Genomic DNA, 16,711 nt, shown 5'->3' on the forward strand with positions numbered 1-16,711 from the left:
TTTTAGCGGCATAAAAAAGCAGATCAATCGATCTGCTCATTTCCAACACGTTGGCGGAACTTCTGTCCGGCACGGAAGGTTACCACCCGGCGTGCAGAAATCGGAATTTCTTCACCCGTCTTCGGATTTCGGCCTGGACGTTGACGTTTATCACGCAACTCGAAGTTACCAAAACCTGAAAGTTTCACCTGCTCCCCAGAGATTAGCGCCTGGCTAATCTCATCGAAGAATAACTCGACCATTTGTTTCGCTTCACGACGGTTTAAACTCGTGAGCTCACTTAAATGATCAGCCATTTCTGCTTTTGTTAATGCTGTCATGAAGCCCTCAATGTCGCTTGATAAGTGTTTTCTAACACTTTTAGGATATTGTCCATACCTGATTTAATTTCAGCATCTTCAAGCGTACGTGTCGGATGTTGCCATAACAGTGCAAATGCCAATGAGCGTTTACCCGCTTCAACACCTTGACCAGTGTACACATCGAATAACCAGGTTGAATGCAGAAGCTCGCCGCCCGTTTGTTCGATAAGTTGCTGAATTTCGCTAACATTAATCTTATCACTAATTAAAAGCGCAATATCACGTCTTACCGACGGAAAACGTGATAATTCTGTAAAATTAGATACATAAGTTTGCAAAACAGCCTGCTGATCCAGTTCCGCCACCCAAGTGGTGCCCAAATCCAGTTCATTTTCCAGAGATGGATGCAAACGGCCCAAATAACCAATTGACTGACCATTGACCAGAATCTCTGCAGATTGGCCTGGATGCAACCAGCTACGCTCTGAGCGTACATATTCGACCTGTACACGACCTGCTGCCAGCAACTCTTCAACTTCACCTTTCAGGTCAAAGAAGTCCATGGCTTGTGGCTTGCCATGCCATGATTCTGCTGTTTTAGCGCCCACAGCAATCATTGCCAGGGTTGGAATCTGTTTCAGGTCATGAATTGAGGCTGCGTTCTGATAATCAAAACGTAAACCCAGTTCAAAGAAACGCACACGGCTTTGCTGACGGTTAATATTGTACTGTACGCAAGGAATCAGGCTCGACAGCAAGGTTGAACGCATCACCGCCAGATCGCTTGAAATCGGGTTCGCCAATGCCAGCGGGTTGACCGCCGCATTTAGCTGTTTTTCCAGTTTCAGGTCAGCAAAGCTAAAGCTGATTGCCTCCTGATAGCCCAAAGTCACTAGGGTTTGACGCAGCTGTGCCACTTCAAACTGATCCTGATACTTCGCCAGTTTGGTGTCAATCACCGGCAGGCTGATTTGAATATTGTCATAACCGTGAATACGCGCGACTTCTTCAATCAGGTCCTGGTAAATGGCCATGTCATAACGATGCGATGGCGGTACCACAGACCATTGGCCTTGCGCTTTTACCGTCACTTCACAACCCAAGCGTGTTAAAGCATCGGTAATAAAGTCTGAATCTACGCTATAACCCAGCAGCTGATCGACCTGTGCCTGTTTCAGTTCAATCGCGTCACGTGTTGGCAATACTGCTGCATTTTCTGCCACCGTAATTGGGCCAAACTCACCGCCTGCAAGCTCAGAAATTAACTGAGAGGCACGGTGCATGGCGATCAATGGCAGTTCAAAATCCACACCACGCTCATAACGCTGAGAGGCATCGGTATGCAGGCCAAAACGGCGCGCACGACCGGCAATATGCAGCGGTGCAAAGAAAGCAGATTCCAGGAAGATTTCAGTGGTTTCCTCGGTAACCGATGAAGACAGACCACCCATGATGCCGGCAATCGCCAGAGCTTTTTCATCATCGGCAATCACCATGACATCGTCTTGCAGTTCTACTTCTTGTTCATTCAATAGAACAAGTTTTTCGCCCGCAGTCGCCTGACGCACCTGTACAGCACCTTGCACTTTTGCAGCATCAAAGGCATGGAGTGGTTGACCCAGTTCCATCAAGACATAGTTGGTAATATCAACCAGAATGCTGTGCTGACGGATACCCGAACGTGCCAATGCGCGCTCCATCCATTCAGGCGTCGCGGCTTTGGTATTCACGTTCTTGATCACACGACCTAAATAACGTGGACAGCCTTCAGTCGATACAACCACTTTCTTTTCATCAGCAATGCTTGCAGCCATTTCTTTAATTTCAGGCGCAGTCACAGGCAGTTGGTTAATCACCCCAATTTCACGTGCGATCCCACGAATACTGAAACAATCACCACGGTTTGGCGTGATGCTGATGTCAATCACGTTGTCATCTAGGTCCAGATATTCACGGATGTTGACACCGACCGGTGCATCCACAGGAAGTTCTAATAGACCGTCGATTTTATCTTCTAAGTCAATTTCAGATGCACCGCAGAGCATGCCTTGTGATTCCACACCACGCAGTTTGCCTTTCTTGATTTTAAAATCGCCTGGTAATACTGCACCAATAGTTGCCACAGGTGCTTTCATACCTGCTCGTACGTTTGGCGCGCCGCAGACGATTTGTAAAGGCTCACCTGAACCAATGTTCACCGTCGTTACACGTAAACGGTCTGCATCTGGATGTTGTTCAACCGTCAGCACTTCACCAACCACTACACCAGTAAATGGTTTTGCAGCTGGAGATAAATCATCAACTTCCAAACCCAGCATGGTTAACTGGTCAGAAAGTTTTTCGCTATCGATGGCTGGGTTGACCCACGTGCGTAGCCAATTTTCGCTAATTTTCATTAATATAAAACCTGTAATTCAAATCTCTAAAATCCCCCTCTAACTCCCCCTTAAAAAAAGGGGGAGAACCCTATGTCACCGATGGACAACCCCTCTCCTTTTAGGAGAGGTCAGGGAGAGGTATAAATTTGTTTTAAGCAAACTGGCGTAAGAAACGCACATCATTCTGGTAGAACATACGTAGGTCGTTAATGCCATAACGCAACATTGCAAAACGCTCTACGCCCAGACCAAAAGCAAAGCCTTTATATTTGTCCGGATCAATACCTGCAGCGCGTAATACATTTGGATGCACCATACCGCAGCCCAGCACTTCTAACCATTTACCGCGCTCATCCATAATATCCACTTCAGCACTTGGCTCGGTGAACGGGAAATACGACGGACGGAAACGGACTTTCAAATCTTTTTCAAAGAATTCGTTCAGCAAGTTCACCAGTAAACCTTTCAGTTCAGCAAAGCTGGTGTTTTCCGCCACGTACAAACCTTCAATTTGGTGGAACATTGGTGAATGCGTCTGGTCGGAGTCACAGCGATAAACACGGCCCGGGCAGACAATACGGATTGGCGGCTGCTGGGTTTCCATAGTCCGAATCTGTACACCAGAGGTATGGGTACGCAGCAAATGAGTCGCATCAAAATAGAACGTGTCGTGCATGGCACGGGCCGGGTGATGGCCTGGAATATTCAGCGCTTCAAAGTTGTGATAATCATCTTCAACTTCTGGGCCAGTAGCCACAGTAAAGCCAGCTTTGGTAAAGAACTGGCAAATACGCTCTTGCACCTGAGTTACCGGGTGAATGGAGCCAATGGTCTGACCACGGCCTGGTAAAGTAATATCCACCGTTTCGCTGGCAAGTTTTTGTTCTAATGCCGCTTGCTGTAATGCTGCCTGACGCTCGGTTAATGCAGTATTAATGGCTTCACGCACCGCATGGATTTGCGCACCAAACGCTTTACGCTGTTCAGGATCCATTTTACCAAGTGACTTAGATTGTTCCGCGAGCTGGCTTTTCTTCCCCGTAAATTGCACCCGTACTTGATCGAGTGTAGCAAGGTCGTCTGCTGCTGCAATGGCAGCGAGCGCTTCAGTGGTCAGGGCTTCCAGTGACATAGTAACTCTCAAAGCAACAAATTTTGAATATAATTAAAAAACCCCACATTCTAACAGTTTTTGGACAGTAGAATGAAGTTGCATTGCAGGAAAATTAGATTGGCATCGCAATTTGGAAAAAGTATAAGATAATCAAAATATCAATGAGATCAAACACTATGGCGCTCGATCAAATTTGGAAACAGCAACTGACCCTGGTCACCTATGGCAATGAATATCTGAGCCAGGATTTGAGTTTCAGTCGCTGGCGTGCGCATCCCATTTTTAATCAGCACATGTTCTGGTTTCGTGATTTAAATTCCCAGCATCTGCTGGCCCAGCATTTTGAAATCTGGCTGGAAGGCTTAAAACGCCAGGGTACAACCCGACTGAGTCTGCACAATGCCAGTCTGCTGGTCGATGAAAAAAATCCCAATGCCAATGTCGAGTTACTTCCCTACCCGCATTTTATTGTCAGCCATGAAGCACATAAAAAATTTGCCTGGATTTGTGGCAAGGAATTGCCGGAATGGTATAACGCCGACAATGATTATGAATTTCCATCGGCACAGCGTATTGAATTGCGCCAGGAAACGTTCTGGCGTTATGAACTCAATAGTAAGCTGGCCAAAAAGGTAGAGGCCGATCTAGAACCCGCTCACTGGGATGAAATTCATCTGTTTACCGAGCAGGAGCTGTTTTCTCATACACTGGCGGCCGACTTTCAGCCACCTGAACAGCAGAATTTACCCTATTATGGTGTTCCGCTTACGGCAGATACACCTGATCCGCATCAGCTGTCTTTATTACCGACTCACTATCAGGCCGATTATGCACATCGCATGCTGTACCGTTTAGAAGCGCTAAAAGATGATATTCAACAGAAAATCCAGCATCCCTATAATGCAGATAATGAAGTGCTGAGTCCGGAAGAGCAGCTTGACCTGCGCCATTTTGCCCAGAAGCTGGATGATTTAAGCGCCAAATTTATTGTCAAGGTGGCCAACCATTACCAAAGCGCCCAGCTGACGCCTGTCGCACAGCCGAATCCGCTGGAACCGTTCGCATCTGACAACAAGGCTACCCATGCGCAAGCAGCGCATTCAGCCAAAGCCCCGTCTCATCATAAAGTTGGTGCGACTGGAGTCATCAAGCTGATTCTTATTACTGTGGTAATTTGTTTATTGGCCTATTATTTCGGACTTTAAACGCGATTCAGAAACCGTTCAACTTCAGTCGCTGAAGTCAGCCGAATCCAGTGCAGATGGGCATATTCGGGAGATTGTATCAGCTGCAGATAATGCCGGCGATTTTTCTGATGGGTTTTAATCATCCACCAGACAATCGAATCGCGGCTAAACAGCTGTCTGATCGTTTCCTGATTATTGGAATTAGGCCAGAGGGTTTGCTGTGAAACCGCGCGCTGCACGGCGCGTTGTACAGAACGCAGTAAATTGCTATGAAACGGTAAATCCAGCCAGATGATGGTATCGGCCTGCGCCCATTTAATGGGAATGGTGCGAGTATAGTTGCCATCAATCACATAGCCATTGGGTGCCTGCTCAATGGCTGCCTGAATTTTGGCAAAAAAATCTGTATCAGCACTTTGCTGCCAGTCATCTAACCAGAACAGATTATCCAGCTCGATATAGGCCAGTCCCAGCTTTTCTGCCAGCGCCCGGGCAAAAGTCGATTTGCCTGAAGCCGAAGTACCAACCACATTAATTCGCTGCATACAATTTCCCTACTCTATCATTCAGACCCTGATTCTGCGCAATAAAAAAGACCGCATAAAGCGGTCTTCTTTTAAGTCACGAGGACTTAGGCAGCCAATGCACCTTTCGCTTTTTCAGCTAAAGCAGCAAATGCAACTGCGTCATGCATAGCGATGTCAGCAAGTACGCGACGGTCGATGATCACTTGAGCTTTCTTCAAACCAGCAATCATACGGCTGTAAGACAAGCCGTTTTGACGAGCACCAGCATTGATACGCGCAATCCATAGAGCACGGAATTGACGTTTCTTCTGACGACGGTCACGGTAAGCGTATTGACCTGCTTTGATTACCGCTTGGAACGCTACGCGATATACGCGTGAACGAGCACCATAGTAACCTTTAGCACGAGCAAGAATTTTTTTATGACGGCGATGAGCCTGTACACCACGTTTTACACGAGCCATTTATAAATCTCCTTAGATGTATGGGCACATACGACGAACTGAAGCAACGTCACTCACGTGAACCATTACACAGCCGCGCAATTGACGGATACGTTTAGCAGATTTTTTGGTCAAAATGTGGCGTTTGAACGCTTGTTTACGCTTGAAACCGTTAGCAGTCGCTTTGAAACGTTTAGCTGCACCACGGCGAGTTTTTAACTTAGCCATAACAACCTCTTTTAAGTACCTGTTCGGCTCATTTGCACCATTACAAACGACCTGCAGGTAAGGGAGCACGTATTCTAAAGCATCTTTGTCTAAAACAAAAGCAGATATTGCAAAAGTCGCTCGCCTTCTATCGGCAGATGAGGTCTTTGAGATTAGCAGGATCTCTCCTTTTTATTGAACAGCCAAAACATACAGATGGAACCTCTTATTTTTATAGCGGAAGACTTGTACTGACGGCCAATTCAGGAAATACTGCGCAGCGTTCCTTCTTTTGCCCAACAACAAGCTAATCCTCATGAAAAAAACCATTTGCCTGAGTCTGTGTCTGGCGCTGCCGCTTAGTGCCACGCTTGCCATTGCTGCCCCTGCCGAACAACTGCAAGTACAAAAAACCTCGGCGTTGGCTGCCCATCTGACCACGCGTATTCAATGGACCGAGTTTCCGCAGCTGCGTTATAGCAATGCCGATTTAAAGCAGCAAAACCGCGCGGCCATTTTACGGATTCATGCCGATGAATCGGGGCAAATCAACAAGGTCACGGTACAGGAAAGCACCGGACTAAAATCTTTAGATCAGCTGATTAGCCAGGCGGTAAAACAGGCCAGAATCAAACCACATCTGGTCGATGATACCCCGGTTCCAGTGATTGGTTATCAGGTCTTTCATCTGGATTTAAAAGATACTGCTCAGGACTGCCACTACAGCTTTGACTCGACTGTCTGGCAAGCGCAGCAAGCCGGCGCAAAAAGCGCGTTTCAATATCGCAGCCAGCCTCAACTGAACGTCACCGAAGATGAGTTAAATGGTCATGCCCGCCGGATTCAGTTCAAAATGAAAGCCGATAAATACGGCAACATCCACAAGGTTAAAATTCAGCAAGGTTCCGGCCGTTATGCGCTGGACCAGAAACTGATTCAGGCGCTGCAAGGTGCACAGGTCGATGTACCACGCAAATTCTGGATCTATAAAAAATCCAACCTGAAAGATGAAGTCCGTTTTCAGCCAGCAGAATGTGAGGGCTAAACTAGAACATGGCATAAGCCAGATAAATAAACAGATAACGCCCGATTTTGGCTACACTCACCATCAGCAGAAATCGGGCGAAGTTTTCTTTCATTAAACCGGCAATTAAGGTGATTGGATCACCAATCACCGGCACCCAGCTCAGCAGTAAGGACCAGAAGCCATATTTCCGATAAATCTGCTGTGCCTGCTGCAGCTTGGGTTCAGACACCGGAAACCAGCGCTTGTCTTTATACTGCTCGATCTTGAGTCCTAACCACCAGTTCACACAGCTGCCCAGAATATTGCCCAGACTGGCGATGGCTATTAAAGCCATCACCGAATGTTGCTCTTGAATGAGCAGGCCCAGTAATACCGCTTCAGATTGCAACGGCAATAAGGTAGCCGCCCCAAAGGCCGACAGAAATAACAGCAGATAAGCCATAACAGATGCAGTTAACAGGTTCTGCCCATCTTAACTGAAATCACAAAAAAAGCACCCGAAGATGCTTTAGGTGATTTTATGATGATTATTTAAACCTGAATCGCCAGGGCGCGTTGTACTGCCGGACGGGCGGTTAAACGCTCAATATAATCCTGCACATGCGGATAATCTTCTAGCGGAATCTGCTGCCATTCATGGCGTAACAACCACGGTAAAATCGCCATATCGGCAATTGAATATTCACCGGCTACATATTTCTGCCCGATCAGCTGCTTGTTTAACACGCCATACAGACGTTTGCTTTCATTGACATAACGCTCGGTGGCATAGGCTATACGCTCGGGTGCAAAGCGGCTAAAGTGATGGTTCTGCCCCAGCATCGGGCCTAAGCCACCCATTTGCCACATCAGCCACTGCTCCACCTCTACCCGCTCGAGCTCATCTACCGGATAGAACATACCGGTTTTACGGCCCAGATATTGCAAGATCGCCCCCGATTCAAAAATCGAAATCGGCTGGCCATTCGGTCCATCCTGATCGACGATAGCCGGAATTTTATTGTTGGGAGAAATGCGCAGAAAATCTGGCTGAAACTGGTCGTTTTCAAGGATATTAATCGGGAAAATCTGGTATGGCAGCGCCATTTCTTCTAAGGCAATCGTAATTTTATGACCATTGGGCGTGCCCCAATAATAAAGATCAATCATGTGTATATCCTTGCGCTCTTGTCGTTGTCATGTGTTATTGCTCTGCCGTTAAAGATACGAGATAAGCCTGAGCAGGGCAACTGTTGTCACATAAAAATTAAACACCAGAGATGACCCGCAGCTGTTCGAAAGTCACCGAGCTTTTATCATGCAAAGTATGCTGAGCTGCTCAACATACCGAACGATCATTACGTCAAAATATTAGTGACCTCATAAACTGTAGTCACAAAAAAAGCACTGCTGGGCAGTGCTTTTTTGATTCGGAGATGCTTACTTTTTCTTTTTCGGTCCAAGCAGCATACCCATTTGACGACCTTCCATTTTTGGCGCCTGTTCAACTACACCAATTTCAGCTACATCCGCTTCAATTTTCTGTAATTGTGCCAGACCCAATTGTTGGTGCGCCATTTCACGACCACGGAAACGCAGCGTGATTTTGACTTTGTTGCCTTCTTCCAAGAACTTTAAAATGGCACGCAGTTTTACGTTGTAGTCACCTACATCGGTTGCTGGGCGCAATTTAATTTCTTTTACCTGCACTTGATGCTGCTTTTTCTTGGCATCTTTTTGCTTTTGCTTCAGGTCAAACAAGTGCTTGTTGTAATCCATGATTTTACAAACAGGCGGCTCTGCATTTGCCACAATCTCAACGAGGTCAAGATCTGCATCCTCTGCAGCACGCAATGCTTCCGCTAAAGAAACAATTCCTTTTTGTTCACCATCCGCTGCAACGAGGCGTACTTCTTTTGCACGGATCTCGTCATTAATTGCAGGGCGGTTACTCTTAGCACCTTGTTGTTGGTTACGGTCAGGCTGTTTAATCTTTCTTACTCCACAATGTACCGGCCGCGTTCGGCAACGGCTGCTTTTACTAGGTCAATGAAAGCATCAATTGACATAGTACCCAAATTTTTTCCTGAGCGGGTACGCACGTTCACTGTACCTTCCTCTACTTCACGGTCGCCAAGAACCAGCAAGTAAGGAATACGCTCTAAAGTACGTTCACGAATCTTAAAGCCGATTTTCTCATTTCTCAAGTCAGAAATCGCACGGATACCGTTTTCTTTCAGTTTCTCGACGACTGACCCACAGGCTTCAGCTTGCGCGTCGGTAATATTCATTACACAGGCTTGTGTTGGCGATAACCAAGGTGGCATAAAGCCCGCATAGTGTTCAATAAGTATACCAATAAAACGCTCAAAACTCCCAAGAATCGCACGGTGTAACATTACCGGCTGATCACGGTCGTTATCTTCCGTCACATAAGAAGCATCTAAACGTTCTGGCAAGTTAAAGTCACACTGAATGGTACCGCACTGCCATACACGGCCTAAGCAGTCTTTCAATGAGAATTCAATTTTCGGACCATAGAATGCACCTTCACCCGGCTGTAATTCCCAGGCCAGACCCGCTGCATCCAAAGCATCGGCCAGTGATTTTTCCGCCAGATCCCACAGTGCATCATCACCCACACGTTTTTCAGGACGAGTCGATAACTTCATTTGCACATCTTCAAAGCCAAAGTCTTTGTAGACATCTAAGGTTAACTGAATAAAGTCAGCAACCTCTTGGCCAATCTGCTCTTTGGTACAGAAAATATGCGCGTCATCTTGCGTGAAACCACGTACCCGCATAATACCGTGCAATGAACCCGATGGCTCGTTACGGTGACATGAACCAAATTCTGCCAGACGGATTGGTAAATCACGATACGACTTTAGGCCCTGGTTAAACACCTGCACGTGACATGGGCAGTTCATTGGCTTCACTGCGTAGTTACGGTTTTCAGAATGCGTGGTAAACATGTTTTCCGCATAGTTCGCGGCATGACCCGATTTTTCCCACAGGGTGAAATCGACCACCTGCGGGGTACGGATTTCCTGATAACCGTTGTCCTGCTGCACTTTACGCATGTACTGTTCCAGCACCTGGTAAATGGTCCAGCCATTTGGATGCCAGAACACCATACCCGGTGCTTCTTCCTGCATATGGAACAGGTCTAAGGCTTTACCAATTTTACGGTGGTCACGCTTTTCTGCTTCTTCAATACGTTTGATGTAGGCAGCCAGCTGTTTCTTGTCAGCCCAGGCGGTACCATAAATCCGTTGCAGCTGCTCGTTTTTGGCATCACCGCGCCAGTAAGCACCCGAGATTTTGGTCAGCTTGAATGATTTTAAGAATTTGGTATTTGGTACGTGCGGACCACGGCACATATCCAGATAGTCCTGATGGTAGTACAAGCCCATTTGAGTTTCTTCAGGCATGTCTGCAATCAGGCGCAGTTTGTATTCTTCGCCACGCGCAGTGAATTCAGCAATGACTTCATCACGCGGGGTCATTTTTTTCACAACATCGTAGTCCTGGTCGATGAGCTTTTTCATACGCTCTTCGATGGCCGCCATGTCATCTAAAGTAAATGGACGTGGCATCCAGATGTCATAGTAGAAACCTTCTTCAATGACTGGACCAATCACCATTTTTGCTTCAGGGAACAATTGTTTTACCGCATGGCCCACCAGGTGCGCACAAGAGTGACGAATAATTTCGACCCCTTCTTCGTCTTTCGGTGTGATGATTTGTAAGGTGGCATCTTCAGTAATTAAATCGCAGGCATCGACTAAACGATCGTTCACACGACCTGCCACAGTATTTTTGGCAAGACCTGGGCCGATGCTTTGTGCAACTTCCATCACAGATACAGCTTGATCAAATTGTTTTTGATCACCATTCGGCAAAGTGATAATTGGCATAGAAAATCCTTAAGGAGTGATGCCCCGTACCATGGAGCATGTCACCGCGAGATTATGATCGAGGAGAACCTCAAAAGATAAAAAACGGTGGTAAATAAAAAATCGACTAGAATTTTACACGTCTTGGTGCGGTGATTAAACCTTTTCTCCGAGAAAATTCAAATTAAGCCTCGTGTTTATGCTTAATTTTTTCCGATTTAAAAAAATGTGCTGCATGGGCCAATTTTATTTCCGGATTTACCGGTCAAACGGATGATGTGGCTTTTTATATGCTGATCTGGCCAATCTATCTGCAACTGCCATCATCAGCTACACCCAGATAAAAAAGAAATATCTCCATACAATTTTACCGGATCAAAAAAGGTTTATATTTCAGGTGATAGCGTGCCTATTTAGCTGCAATACCGCTCACTCGACTAAAGAATAACTGCAAGCCTGCACTGAAATGAATATCTTTAAACCAGAGAAACAATAAATATGATTAGGGAGTAATAATAATGGTTAGCGCATATGATCAATTGCCGCGTACCCCTGCCAATTTCGTGGCCTTGTCTCCACTGAGATACCTTGAACGCGCTGCTTATATCTACCCGCATCAGGACGCCATTATTCACGGTAAACGCCGCATTACCTGGCGAGAAAAATATCAGCGCTGTCGCCAGTTTGCCCATCAGCTACAACAGCTGGGGGTCGGCAAGAATGATACCGTGTCCACCTTACTCCCGAACGTACCAGCCATGCTGGAAGCACATTTTGCCGTGCCAATGGCAGGCGCCGTCCTTAATACCCTCAATACCCGGCTCGATGCCAAAAGTCTGGCCTTTATGCTGGAACATGCCGAATCCAAAGTGTTACTGGTTGATCCGGAATTTTCTGCCGTGGCCAAAGAAGCGTTGGCGCTGGTGCCACAAAAAATTTTTGTGATTGATGTTGAAGATGAGCTGTATGAGCAGTGCTTTACTGCCCCGATTGGCCAGATTGAATATGAAGACTGGCTGGCTGAAGGCGATGCCAATTTTGAATGGTCACTCCCACAAGATGAATGGGATGCGATTAGCCTGAACTATACCTCTGGCACCACTGGCAACCCGAAAGGCGTGGTCTATCATCATCGTGGGGCTTATATCAATGCCGCCAGTAATATTATTGCCTGCGGTATGACCCCGCGCGCGACCTATTTATGGACCTTGCCGCTGTTCCACTGCAACGGCTGGTGTTTTGCTTGGACCATGGCAGCCAATGGCGGTACCAATATCTGCCTGCGTAAAGTCGATCCTGAACTGATTTTTAAGCTGATTGCTGAACACAAAGTTGATTACTTCTGCGGCGCACCGATTGTACTGTCGATGCTGATTAATGCCCCGGAACAGCAGCAGATCAAAATTGAGCATCGCGTAGAAGTGATGGTGGCCGGTGCTGCACCGCCTGCGGCAATTATTGAAGGGATGCGTAATCTCGGCATTAACGTGACCCATGTTTATGGCTTAACGGAAACCTATGGCCCATCAGCGCTCTGCGCATCACAAGCTGGCTGGTCCGAGCTGACCATTCAGGAACAGGCGCAATTACATTCACGCCAAGGTGTGCCGTATCCGCTGCAAGATGGCATGAAAGTCCTTGACCCGGAGACCATGCAACCGGTACCGAACGATGGCGAAACCATGGGCGAAATTATGTTCCGTGGCAATATCGTGATGAAAGGCTATTTAAAAAATCCGGAAGCGACGGCCGAAGCCTTTGCCGGCGGCTGGTTCCATACCGGCGACCTGGCCGTTTGCCAGCCGGACGGCTATGCCAAAATTACCGACCGCTCCAAGGATGTGATCATTTCCGGCGGTGAAAATATTTCCTCGCTGGAAGTTGAAGAGGTGTTGTATCAGCACCCTGCGGTCCTCACCGCGGCAGTGGTGGCCAAACCGGATCCGCGCTGGCAGGAAGTGCCGTGCGCCTTTATTGAAATTAAAGAAGGTAAAACCGTGACCGAAGATGAAATCATTACCTTCTGCCAGCAGCATCTGGCGCGCTTTAAAGTGCCAAAAGAAGTGGTGATTACCGAGATTCCTAAAACCTCGACCGGCAAATTACAGAAGTTTGTATTACGTGAATGGGCCAAAGAACGCGCTGTCGGCGAGTTCGGTTAAAGCCAGCTGAGATGTTGATGCGGGTCATAGTGCCCGTTTTCAAATCAGTCACCCAAAAATGAACCGCAATAAAAAAACGACTCCATTGAGTCGTTTTTAATGGCTTCGGACCAGATGAAGTCTGATTAGCTTAATTGTCAGATAACAGCGCCACTTGCTGCACATAGTTAAACAATTTTAACTTGGATGCTTCCAGCTCTGCTTCCGGCATTTCCACTTTCAAATCACGGTGAATGCGCAACACATGCTGACGCAGGGTATGTCGTTCTGCCGCATTATAAGTTTTGCAGAAATCATTAATTACCGGATCACCATCTTTAATAATCCGCTCGACCCAGCGTTGCAGCTGTGCGGTTTTTTTGGCACCCTGCTGCGGGGTTAAATAAGACAGAATCACCGATTCATCTTCATTGCGCAGCAGTTTCCCAATCCGCTGGAACTGACGGCGACGCGCCTCATGCGAACTGATATTCTGCACTTCAATGAGTGCATCAATTAAACGCTCATCTACAGGAAGCTTTTGAATTTGCTTCGGGTTCAGTTGAGCCAACTGCTCGCCCAAAGCAGCCATACGCTGTACGGCTTTTTTCTGTTCAGTTTTACTTGCACGTCCTTCTAAAGATTCGAAATCATCTTCGGTAAAACGGTGCGGTCGACGTGCCACGATTAATCTGCCTCGTAAAATTTTGCTGCAAAAAGTGCCTGAATTTCAGATAAAGCTTGTTCTTCATCTGCACCTTCAATCACTAAACGTAAAGTTGTGCCCTTACCTGCGCCGAGCATGAGCAGGGACATGATATTTTTTGCATCGACCAACTTGTCACCTTTGCCAATTTGAATGGACGAACGGAATTTCGTGGTGACTTCAATCAGTTTGCCTGATGCACGCGCATGTAAACCTAGTTTATTAATTACGTCAACAGTTGTGTCAATCATGACCAGTGCTTCATTTCCCGGTGTAAGACTTGAATAGACCATTGTGCCTCAAGTGCCTTTTTTAGTCTATCCACCATATAAACAGATCGGTGCTGCCCACCGGTACAGCCAATAGAGATGGTCATATAATGACGATGCCCTTCTGCAAATGCAGGCAGCCATTTATTTAAAAACTGATAAATATCCTGGAACATTTCATTGGTCTGTTCATGCTGTTCCAGAAACTGTTGCACCGGCTCATCCAGTCCGGAATATTTGCGCAAAGACAGATCCCAATGTGGGTTCGGCAAATGCCGGATATCAAAGACATAGTCGGCATCCAGCGGAATACCATACTTGTAGCCAAAAGATTGCAAAATCACAATCAGTTTATCGGTCTGACCCAGCTTCGACAGCAAGGTATGCTTTAAGTCATGCACACTCTTGTCGGTGGTATCAATGTGCACCGTGGAGCGCAGCTGAATCGGCATAAGCAGGACTTTTTCTTCCTGAATGCATTGATGCAGACTTTTAAACCGGCTGGCCAGAGGATGCGGACGGCGCGAAGCACTAAAGCGGGTGATCAGCTCCTGATCTTGGGCAGTCAGATAAATAATATCGACCGAGCCATGACCTTGCAGCTGTTCAAACACCTGGTCAAATTCCTGCAAATTGGCGCGGGTACTGCGTACATCGACCCCTAGCGCCAGCTGTTCCAGATTATTTTCCAGATCAAGCTTGGCCACAATTTCGGGCAGCAATGCCAGAGGAAGGTTATCAATACAGTAATATCCGAGGTCTTCGAGAACCTGCAAAGCCGAGGATTTTCCTGAACCTGATTGTCCGGTCACAATCAAAATACGCTTCATGACAAGGCTGTCCTTTCCATTGCTGAGCTATGCAGTCGGTTTGATCTGCATATTATCAATTAAGCGGGTGCTTCCCAATTTTGCCGCCACGAACAAAACAATCTCTTGATTAAATTCATCAATTTTTTGCAGTTCAGGTGTACGTGCCTCTACATAGTCCACAACAAAGCCGGCCTGCGTCAATGCTGCCTTAATATTCGCTAACACTTCTGACAGCTTTTCACCCTGTTGCAGTGCCTGTTCAGCATTTTTCAGGCTTTGATAAATTACTGGTGCCGTTTTACGTTCCTGTTCACTTAAATAACCGTTACGTGAACTGAGCGCCAGACCATCCTCTGCCCGGACAATTGGCACGCCAATCACTTCCAGTGGAATATTCAGGTCACGTACAAACTGACGGATCACCGCCAGCTGTTGATAATCTTTTTGGCCAAAGAAGGCATAGTTCGGCTGCACAATATTAAACAGCTTGGTCACCACCACCGCGACACCATCAAAATGTCCCGGACGCTGCAAACCACACAGGTCTTCGGTAATTTCAGACACACTGATGTTGGTTAAACGCGGGCTTTTGCCATACATTTGCTCGACAGAAGGCGCAAATACAATGTCACAACCGGCTTCTGCCAGCAATTGACTGTCTTGTTCCAGAGTTCGCGGATAATTGTCAAAATCTTCATTTGGACCAAACTGAATCGGGTTCACGAAGATGCTGACCACCACCACATCACATAATTGACGCGCTTCACGCACCAAGCTCAGATGGCCTTCATGCAAATTGCCCATGGTCGGGACAAAACCAATAATTTTACGCGCTGCACGTGCAGGATTTAATGAGGCTGCCAATCCCTGAATCGTGGTTTCTGTTTTCATGTTTTACAACTCAACTTGGAAAGTTTGTTCACGTGCCGGGAAAGAACCGTCTTGTACCGCAGCATGATAGGCTTTGAAGGCATCTAAAATGGCTGTTTCACCAGACTGCTCTTTCATAAAGTTCCGTACAAATTTGGCAACGCGGCCAAACGTCAGACCCAGCATATCTTGCACCACCAGCACCTGACCATCGGTGTCTGCACCGGCACCAATCCCAATTACCGGAATATGCGGGAACAGGGCGCTAATTTCCTGACCAAGCTGCGCCGGTACACATTCCAGCAATAACAGCGCAGCACCGGCATCAACCACCGCCTGACAGTCGGCAATCAACTTGTCCGCCGCTTCACGGGTACGCGCCTGGAGTTTATAACCGCCAAAGACATGTACCGATTGCGGCGTCAGGCCCAAATGCACACACACTGGAATTCCGTTACGGGTCAGCACTTCTACGGTTTCAGCCAGCCAGGCACCACCTTCCATTTTGACCATTTGCGCACCGGCCTGCATCACGGTTTTCGAGCTTTGCAGTGCATCATTCAAGGTGGCATAACTCATAAATGGCAGATCGGTCATGATAAAGGCATGCTGATTGCCACGACGCACTGCTGCCGTATGATAGGCCATATCTTCAACGGTCACCGGCAAGGTAGAGTCACGGCCCTGAATCGACATCCCCAGCGAGTCGCCAATTAAAATACTATCAATTTCAGCAATTTCCATTGCCTTGGCCATACTCGCATCATAACAAGTCAGGCAGGAGAATTTGCGACCATCGGCTTTAAATTGTCTTAAGTCACTGAGACTAATCATGGAGATGTTCCTCTAG

18 protein-coding genes are annotated in these 16,711 nt (G+C 47.0%); 3 read left to right on the plus strand and 15 right to left on the minus strand.

The window, feature by feature from the left end; genetic code table 11:
• Window positions 1-23: 23 nt before the first annotated feature.
• The 3 genes from FTT63_RS08470 to pheS all read right to left on the minus strand — a co-directional run bounded on the left by FTT63_RS08470 (window position 24) and on the right by pheS (window position 3,812).
• On the minus strand, window positions 24-320 hold the full coding sequence (locus FTT63_RS08470) for an integration host factor subunit alpha (RefSeq protein ID WP_004649746.1): 297 nt from the start codon (window positions 318-320) through the stop codon (window positions 24-26).
• The gene (gene pheT / locus FTT63_RS08475; protein WP_180192171.1) at window positions 317-2,698 is read right to left on the minus strand and encodes a phenylalanine--tRNA ligase subunit beta; all 2,382 of its coding nucleotides are present in this window, start codon (window positions 2,696-2,698) and stop codon (window positions 317-319) included. Before pheT ends, FTT63_RS08470 begins: the two co-directional genes overlap by 4 nt.
• A 133-nt stretch (window positions 2,699-2,831) precedes the next feature.
• Window positions 2,832-3,812: a phenylalanine--tRNA ligase subunit alpha gene (gene pheS / locus FTT63_RS08480; RefSeq protein WP_016659518.1), complete on the minus strand. Its 981-nt coding sequence runs from the start codon at window positions 3,810-3,812 to the stop codon at window positions 2,832-2,834.
• 158 nt (window positions 3,813-3,970) lie between these two features.
• Between pheS and FTT63_RS08485 the strand changes: the two genes are divergently transcribed.
• Window positions 3,971-4,999 carry a hypothetical protein gene (locus tag FTT63_RS08485; protein WP_016659519.1) on the plus strand — a complete coding sequence of 343 codons (1,029 nt, stop codon included), beginning with the start codon at window positions 3,971-3,973 and terminating at the stop codon, window positions 4,997-4,999.
• Here the strand turns inward: FTT63_RS08485 and FTT63_RS08490 are convergent.
• From FTT63_RS08490 to rpmI, 3 genes are all read right to left on the minus strand, one after another.
• The gene (locus tag FTT63_RS08490; protein ID WP_127799088.1) at window positions 4,996-5,526 is read right to left on the minus strand and encodes an AAA family ATPase; all 531 of its coding nucleotides are present in this window, start codon (window positions 5,524-5,526) and stop codon (window positions 4,996-4,998) included. The two genes, FTT63_RS08485 and FTT63_RS08490, sit on opposite strands and share 4 nt — an antisense overlap.
• A gap of 86 nt (window positions 5,527-5,612) precedes the next feature.
• The gene (gene rplT, locus FTT63_RS08495) at window positions 5,613-5,972 is read right to left on the minus strand and encodes a 50S ribosomal protein L20 (protein WP_005182440.1); all 360 of its coding nucleotides are present in this window, start codon (window positions 5,970-5,972) and stop codon (window positions 5,613-5,615) included.
• Window positions 5,973-5,984: 12 nt separating this feature from the next.
• Complete coding sequence (gene rpmI, locus FTT63_RS08500) at window positions 5,985-6,179, minus strand: 50S ribosomal protein L35 (protein ID WP_001096359.1); 195 nt, start codon at window positions 6,177-6,179, stop codon at window positions 5,985-5,987.
• Window positions 6,180-6,474: 295 nt separating this feature from the next.
• Between rpmI and FTT63_RS08505 the strand changes: the two genes are divergently transcribed.
• Window positions 6,475-7,203 carry an energy transducer TonB gene (locus FTT63_RS08505; protein WP_127799086.1) on the plus strand — a complete coding sequence of 243 codons (729 nt, stop codon included), beginning with the start codon at window positions 6,475-6,477 and terminating at the stop codon, window positions 7,201-7,203.
• Between the two features lies 1 nt (window position 7,204).
• Here the strand turns inward: FTT63_RS08505 and FTT63_RS08510 are convergent, their stop codons facing one another.
• From FTT63_RS08510 to thrS, 4 genes are all read right to left on the minus strand, one after another.
• Window positions 7,205-7,627: a YqaA family protein gene (locus FTT63_RS08510; protein WP_005182435.1), complete on the minus strand. Its 423-nt coding sequence runs from the start codon at window positions 7,625-7,627 to the stop codon at window positions 7,205-7,207.
• 89 nt (window positions 7,628-7,716) lie between these two features.
• Window positions 7,717-8,334 carry a glutathione S-transferase N-terminal domain-containing protein gene (locus FTT63_RS08515; RefSeq protein ID WP_045795980.1) on the minus strand — a complete coding sequence of 206 codons (618 nt, stop codon included), beginning with the start codon at window positions 8,332-8,334 and terminating at the stop codon, window positions 7,717-7,719.
• Window positions 8,335-8,604: 270 nt separating this feature from the next.
• Window positions 8,605-9,156: a translation initiation factor IF-3 gene (infC, locus tag FTT63_RS08520; protein WP_075167371.1), complete on the minus strand. Its 552-nt coding sequence runs from the start codon at window positions 9,154-9,156 to the stop codon at window positions 8,605-8,607.
• A 5-nt stretch (window positions 9,157-9,161) separates the two neighbouring features.
• Window positions 9,162-11,084, minus strand: coding sequence for a threonine--tRNA ligase (gene thrS, locus FTT63_RS08525; RefSeq protein WP_104472408.1), 1,923 nt, complete (start codon window positions 11,082-11,084; stop codon window positions 9,162-9,164).
• Window positions 11,085-11,581: 497 nt separating this feature from the next.
• Between thrS and FTT63_RS08530 the strand changes: the two genes are divergently transcribed.
• Window positions 11,582-13,225 carry an acyl-CoA synthetase gene (locus FTT63_RS08530; RefSeq protein WP_127799084.1) on the plus strand — a complete coding sequence of 548 codons (1,644 nt, stop codon included), beginning with the start codon at window positions 11,582-11,584 and terminating at the stop codon, window positions 13,223-13,225.
• 130 nt (window positions 13,226-13,355) lie between these two features.
• Here FTT63_RS08530 and yjgA read toward each other — a convergent pair whose 3' ends face one another.
• From yjgA to panB, 5 genes are read right to left on the minus strand one after another with little or no spacing between them, the layout of a single operon-like run.
• The gene (gene yjgA / locus FTT63_RS08535; RefSeq protein ID WP_005182421.1) at window positions 13,356-13,889 is read right to left on the minus strand and encodes a ribosome biogenesis factor YjgA; all 534 of its coding nucleotides are present in this window, start codon (window positions 13,887-13,889) and stop codon (window positions 13,356-13,358) included.
• Window positions 13,890-13,891: 2 nt separating this feature from the next.
• Entirely contained in the window at window positions 13,892-14,161 is a 270-nt protein-coding gene (locus tag FTT63_RS08540) for an HPr family phosphocarrier protein (protein WP_034598158.1), read from the minus strand.
• Entirely contained in the window at window positions 14,158-15,009 is an 852-nt protein-coding gene (gene rapZ / locus FTT63_RS08545; RefSeq protein WP_016659525.1) for an RNase adapter RapZ, read from the minus strand. The genes FTT63_RS08540 and rapZ overlap by 4 nt, the downstream gene beginning before the upstream one ends.
• 27 nt (window positions 15,010-15,036) lie before the next feature.
• Window positions 15,037-15,882, minus strand: coding sequence for a pantoate--beta-alanine ligase (gene panC, locus FTT63_RS08550; RefSeq protein WP_016659526.1), 846 nt, complete (start codon window positions 15,880-15,882; stop codon window positions 15,037-15,039).
• Between the two features lie 3 nt (window positions 15,883-15,885).
• The gene (panB, locus tag FTT63_RS08555; protein WP_005182412.1) at window positions 15,886-16,695 is read right to left on the minus strand and encodes a 3-methyl-2-oxobutanoate hydroxymethyltransferase; all 810 of its coding nucleotides are present in this window, start codon (window positions 16,693-16,695) and stop codon (window positions 15,886-15,888) included.
• Window positions 16,696-16,711: the final 16 nt, after the last annotated feature.

It is taken from the genome of Acinetobacter sp. C15 (assembly GCF_013420645.1).
Classification (GTDB): Bacteria; Pseudomonadota; Gammaproteobacteria; order Pseudomonadales; family Moraxellaceae; genus Acinetobacter; species Acinetobacter indicus.

What these genes read in the sequence shown, in the direction of transcription:
- FTT63_RS08530 (WP_127799084.1), top strand. Translation starts at nt 11,582, where the DNA reads ATGGTTAGCGCATATGATCAATTGCCGCGTACCCCTGCCAATTTCGTG.
- FTT63_RS08510 (WP_005182435.1), bottom strand. Translation starts at nt 7,627, where the DNA reads ATGGCTTATCTGCTGTTATTTCTGTCGGCCTTTGGGGCGGCTACCTTA.
- pheT (WP_180192171.1), bottom strand. Translation starts at nt 2,698, where the DNA reads ATGAAAATTAGCGAAAATTGGCTACGCACGTGGGTCAACCCAGCCATC.
- rpmI (WP_001096359.1), bottom strand. Translation starts at nt 6,179, where the DNA reads ATGGCTAAGTTAAAAACTCGCCGTGGTGCAGCTAAACGTTTCAAAGCG.
- FTT63_RS08540 (WP_034598158.1), bottom strand. Translation starts at nt 14,161, where the DNA reads ATGATTGACACAACTGTTGACGTAATTAATAAACTAGGTTTACATGCG.
- pheS (WP_016659518.1), bottom strand. Translation starts at nt 3,812, where the DNA reads ATGTCACTGGAAGCCCTGACCACTGAAGCGCTCGCTGCCATTGCAGCA.
- FTT63_RS08470 (WP_004649746.1), bottom strand. Translation starts at nt 320, where the DNA reads ATGACAGCATTAACAAAAGCAGAAATGGCTGATCATTTAAGTGAGCTC.
- FTT63_RS08505 (WP_127799086.1), top strand. Translation starts at nt 6,475, where the DNA reads ATGAAAAAAACCATTTGCCTGAGTCTGTGTCTGGCGCTGCCGCTTAGT.
- FTT63_RS08485 (WP_016659519.1), top strand. Translation starts at nt 3,971, where the DNA reads ATGGCGCTCGATCAAATTTGGAAACAGCAACTGACCCTGGTCACCTAT.
- FTT63_RS08490 (WP_127799088.1), bottom strand. Translation starts at nt 5,526, where the DNA reads ATGCAGCGAATTAATGTGGTTGGTACTTCGGCTTCAGGCAAATCGACT.
- rapZ (WP_016659525.1), bottom strand. Translation starts at nt 15,009, where the DNA reads ATGAAGCGTATTTTGATTGTGACCGGACAATCAGGTTCAGGAAAATCC.
- panC (WP_016659526.1), bottom strand. Translation starts at nt 15,882, where the DNA reads ATGAAAACAGAAACCACGATTCAGGGATTGGCAGCCTCATTAAATCCT.
- thrS (WP_104472408.1), bottom strand. Translation starts at nt 11,084, where the DNA reads ATGCCAATTATCACTTTGCCGAATGGTGATCAAAAACAATTTGATCAA.
- panB (WP_005182412.1), bottom strand. Translation starts at nt 16,695, where the DNA reads ATGATTAGTCTCAGTGACTTAAGACAATTTAAAGCCGATGGTCGCAAA.
- rplT (WP_005182440.1), bottom strand. Translation starts at nt 5,972, where the DNA reads ATGGCTCGTGTAAAACGTGGTGTACAGGCTCATCGCCGTCATAAAAAA.
- FTT63_RS08515 (WP_045795980.1), bottom strand. Translation starts at nt 8,334, where the DNA reads ATGATTGATCTTTATTATTGGGGCACGCCCAATGGTCATAAAATTACG.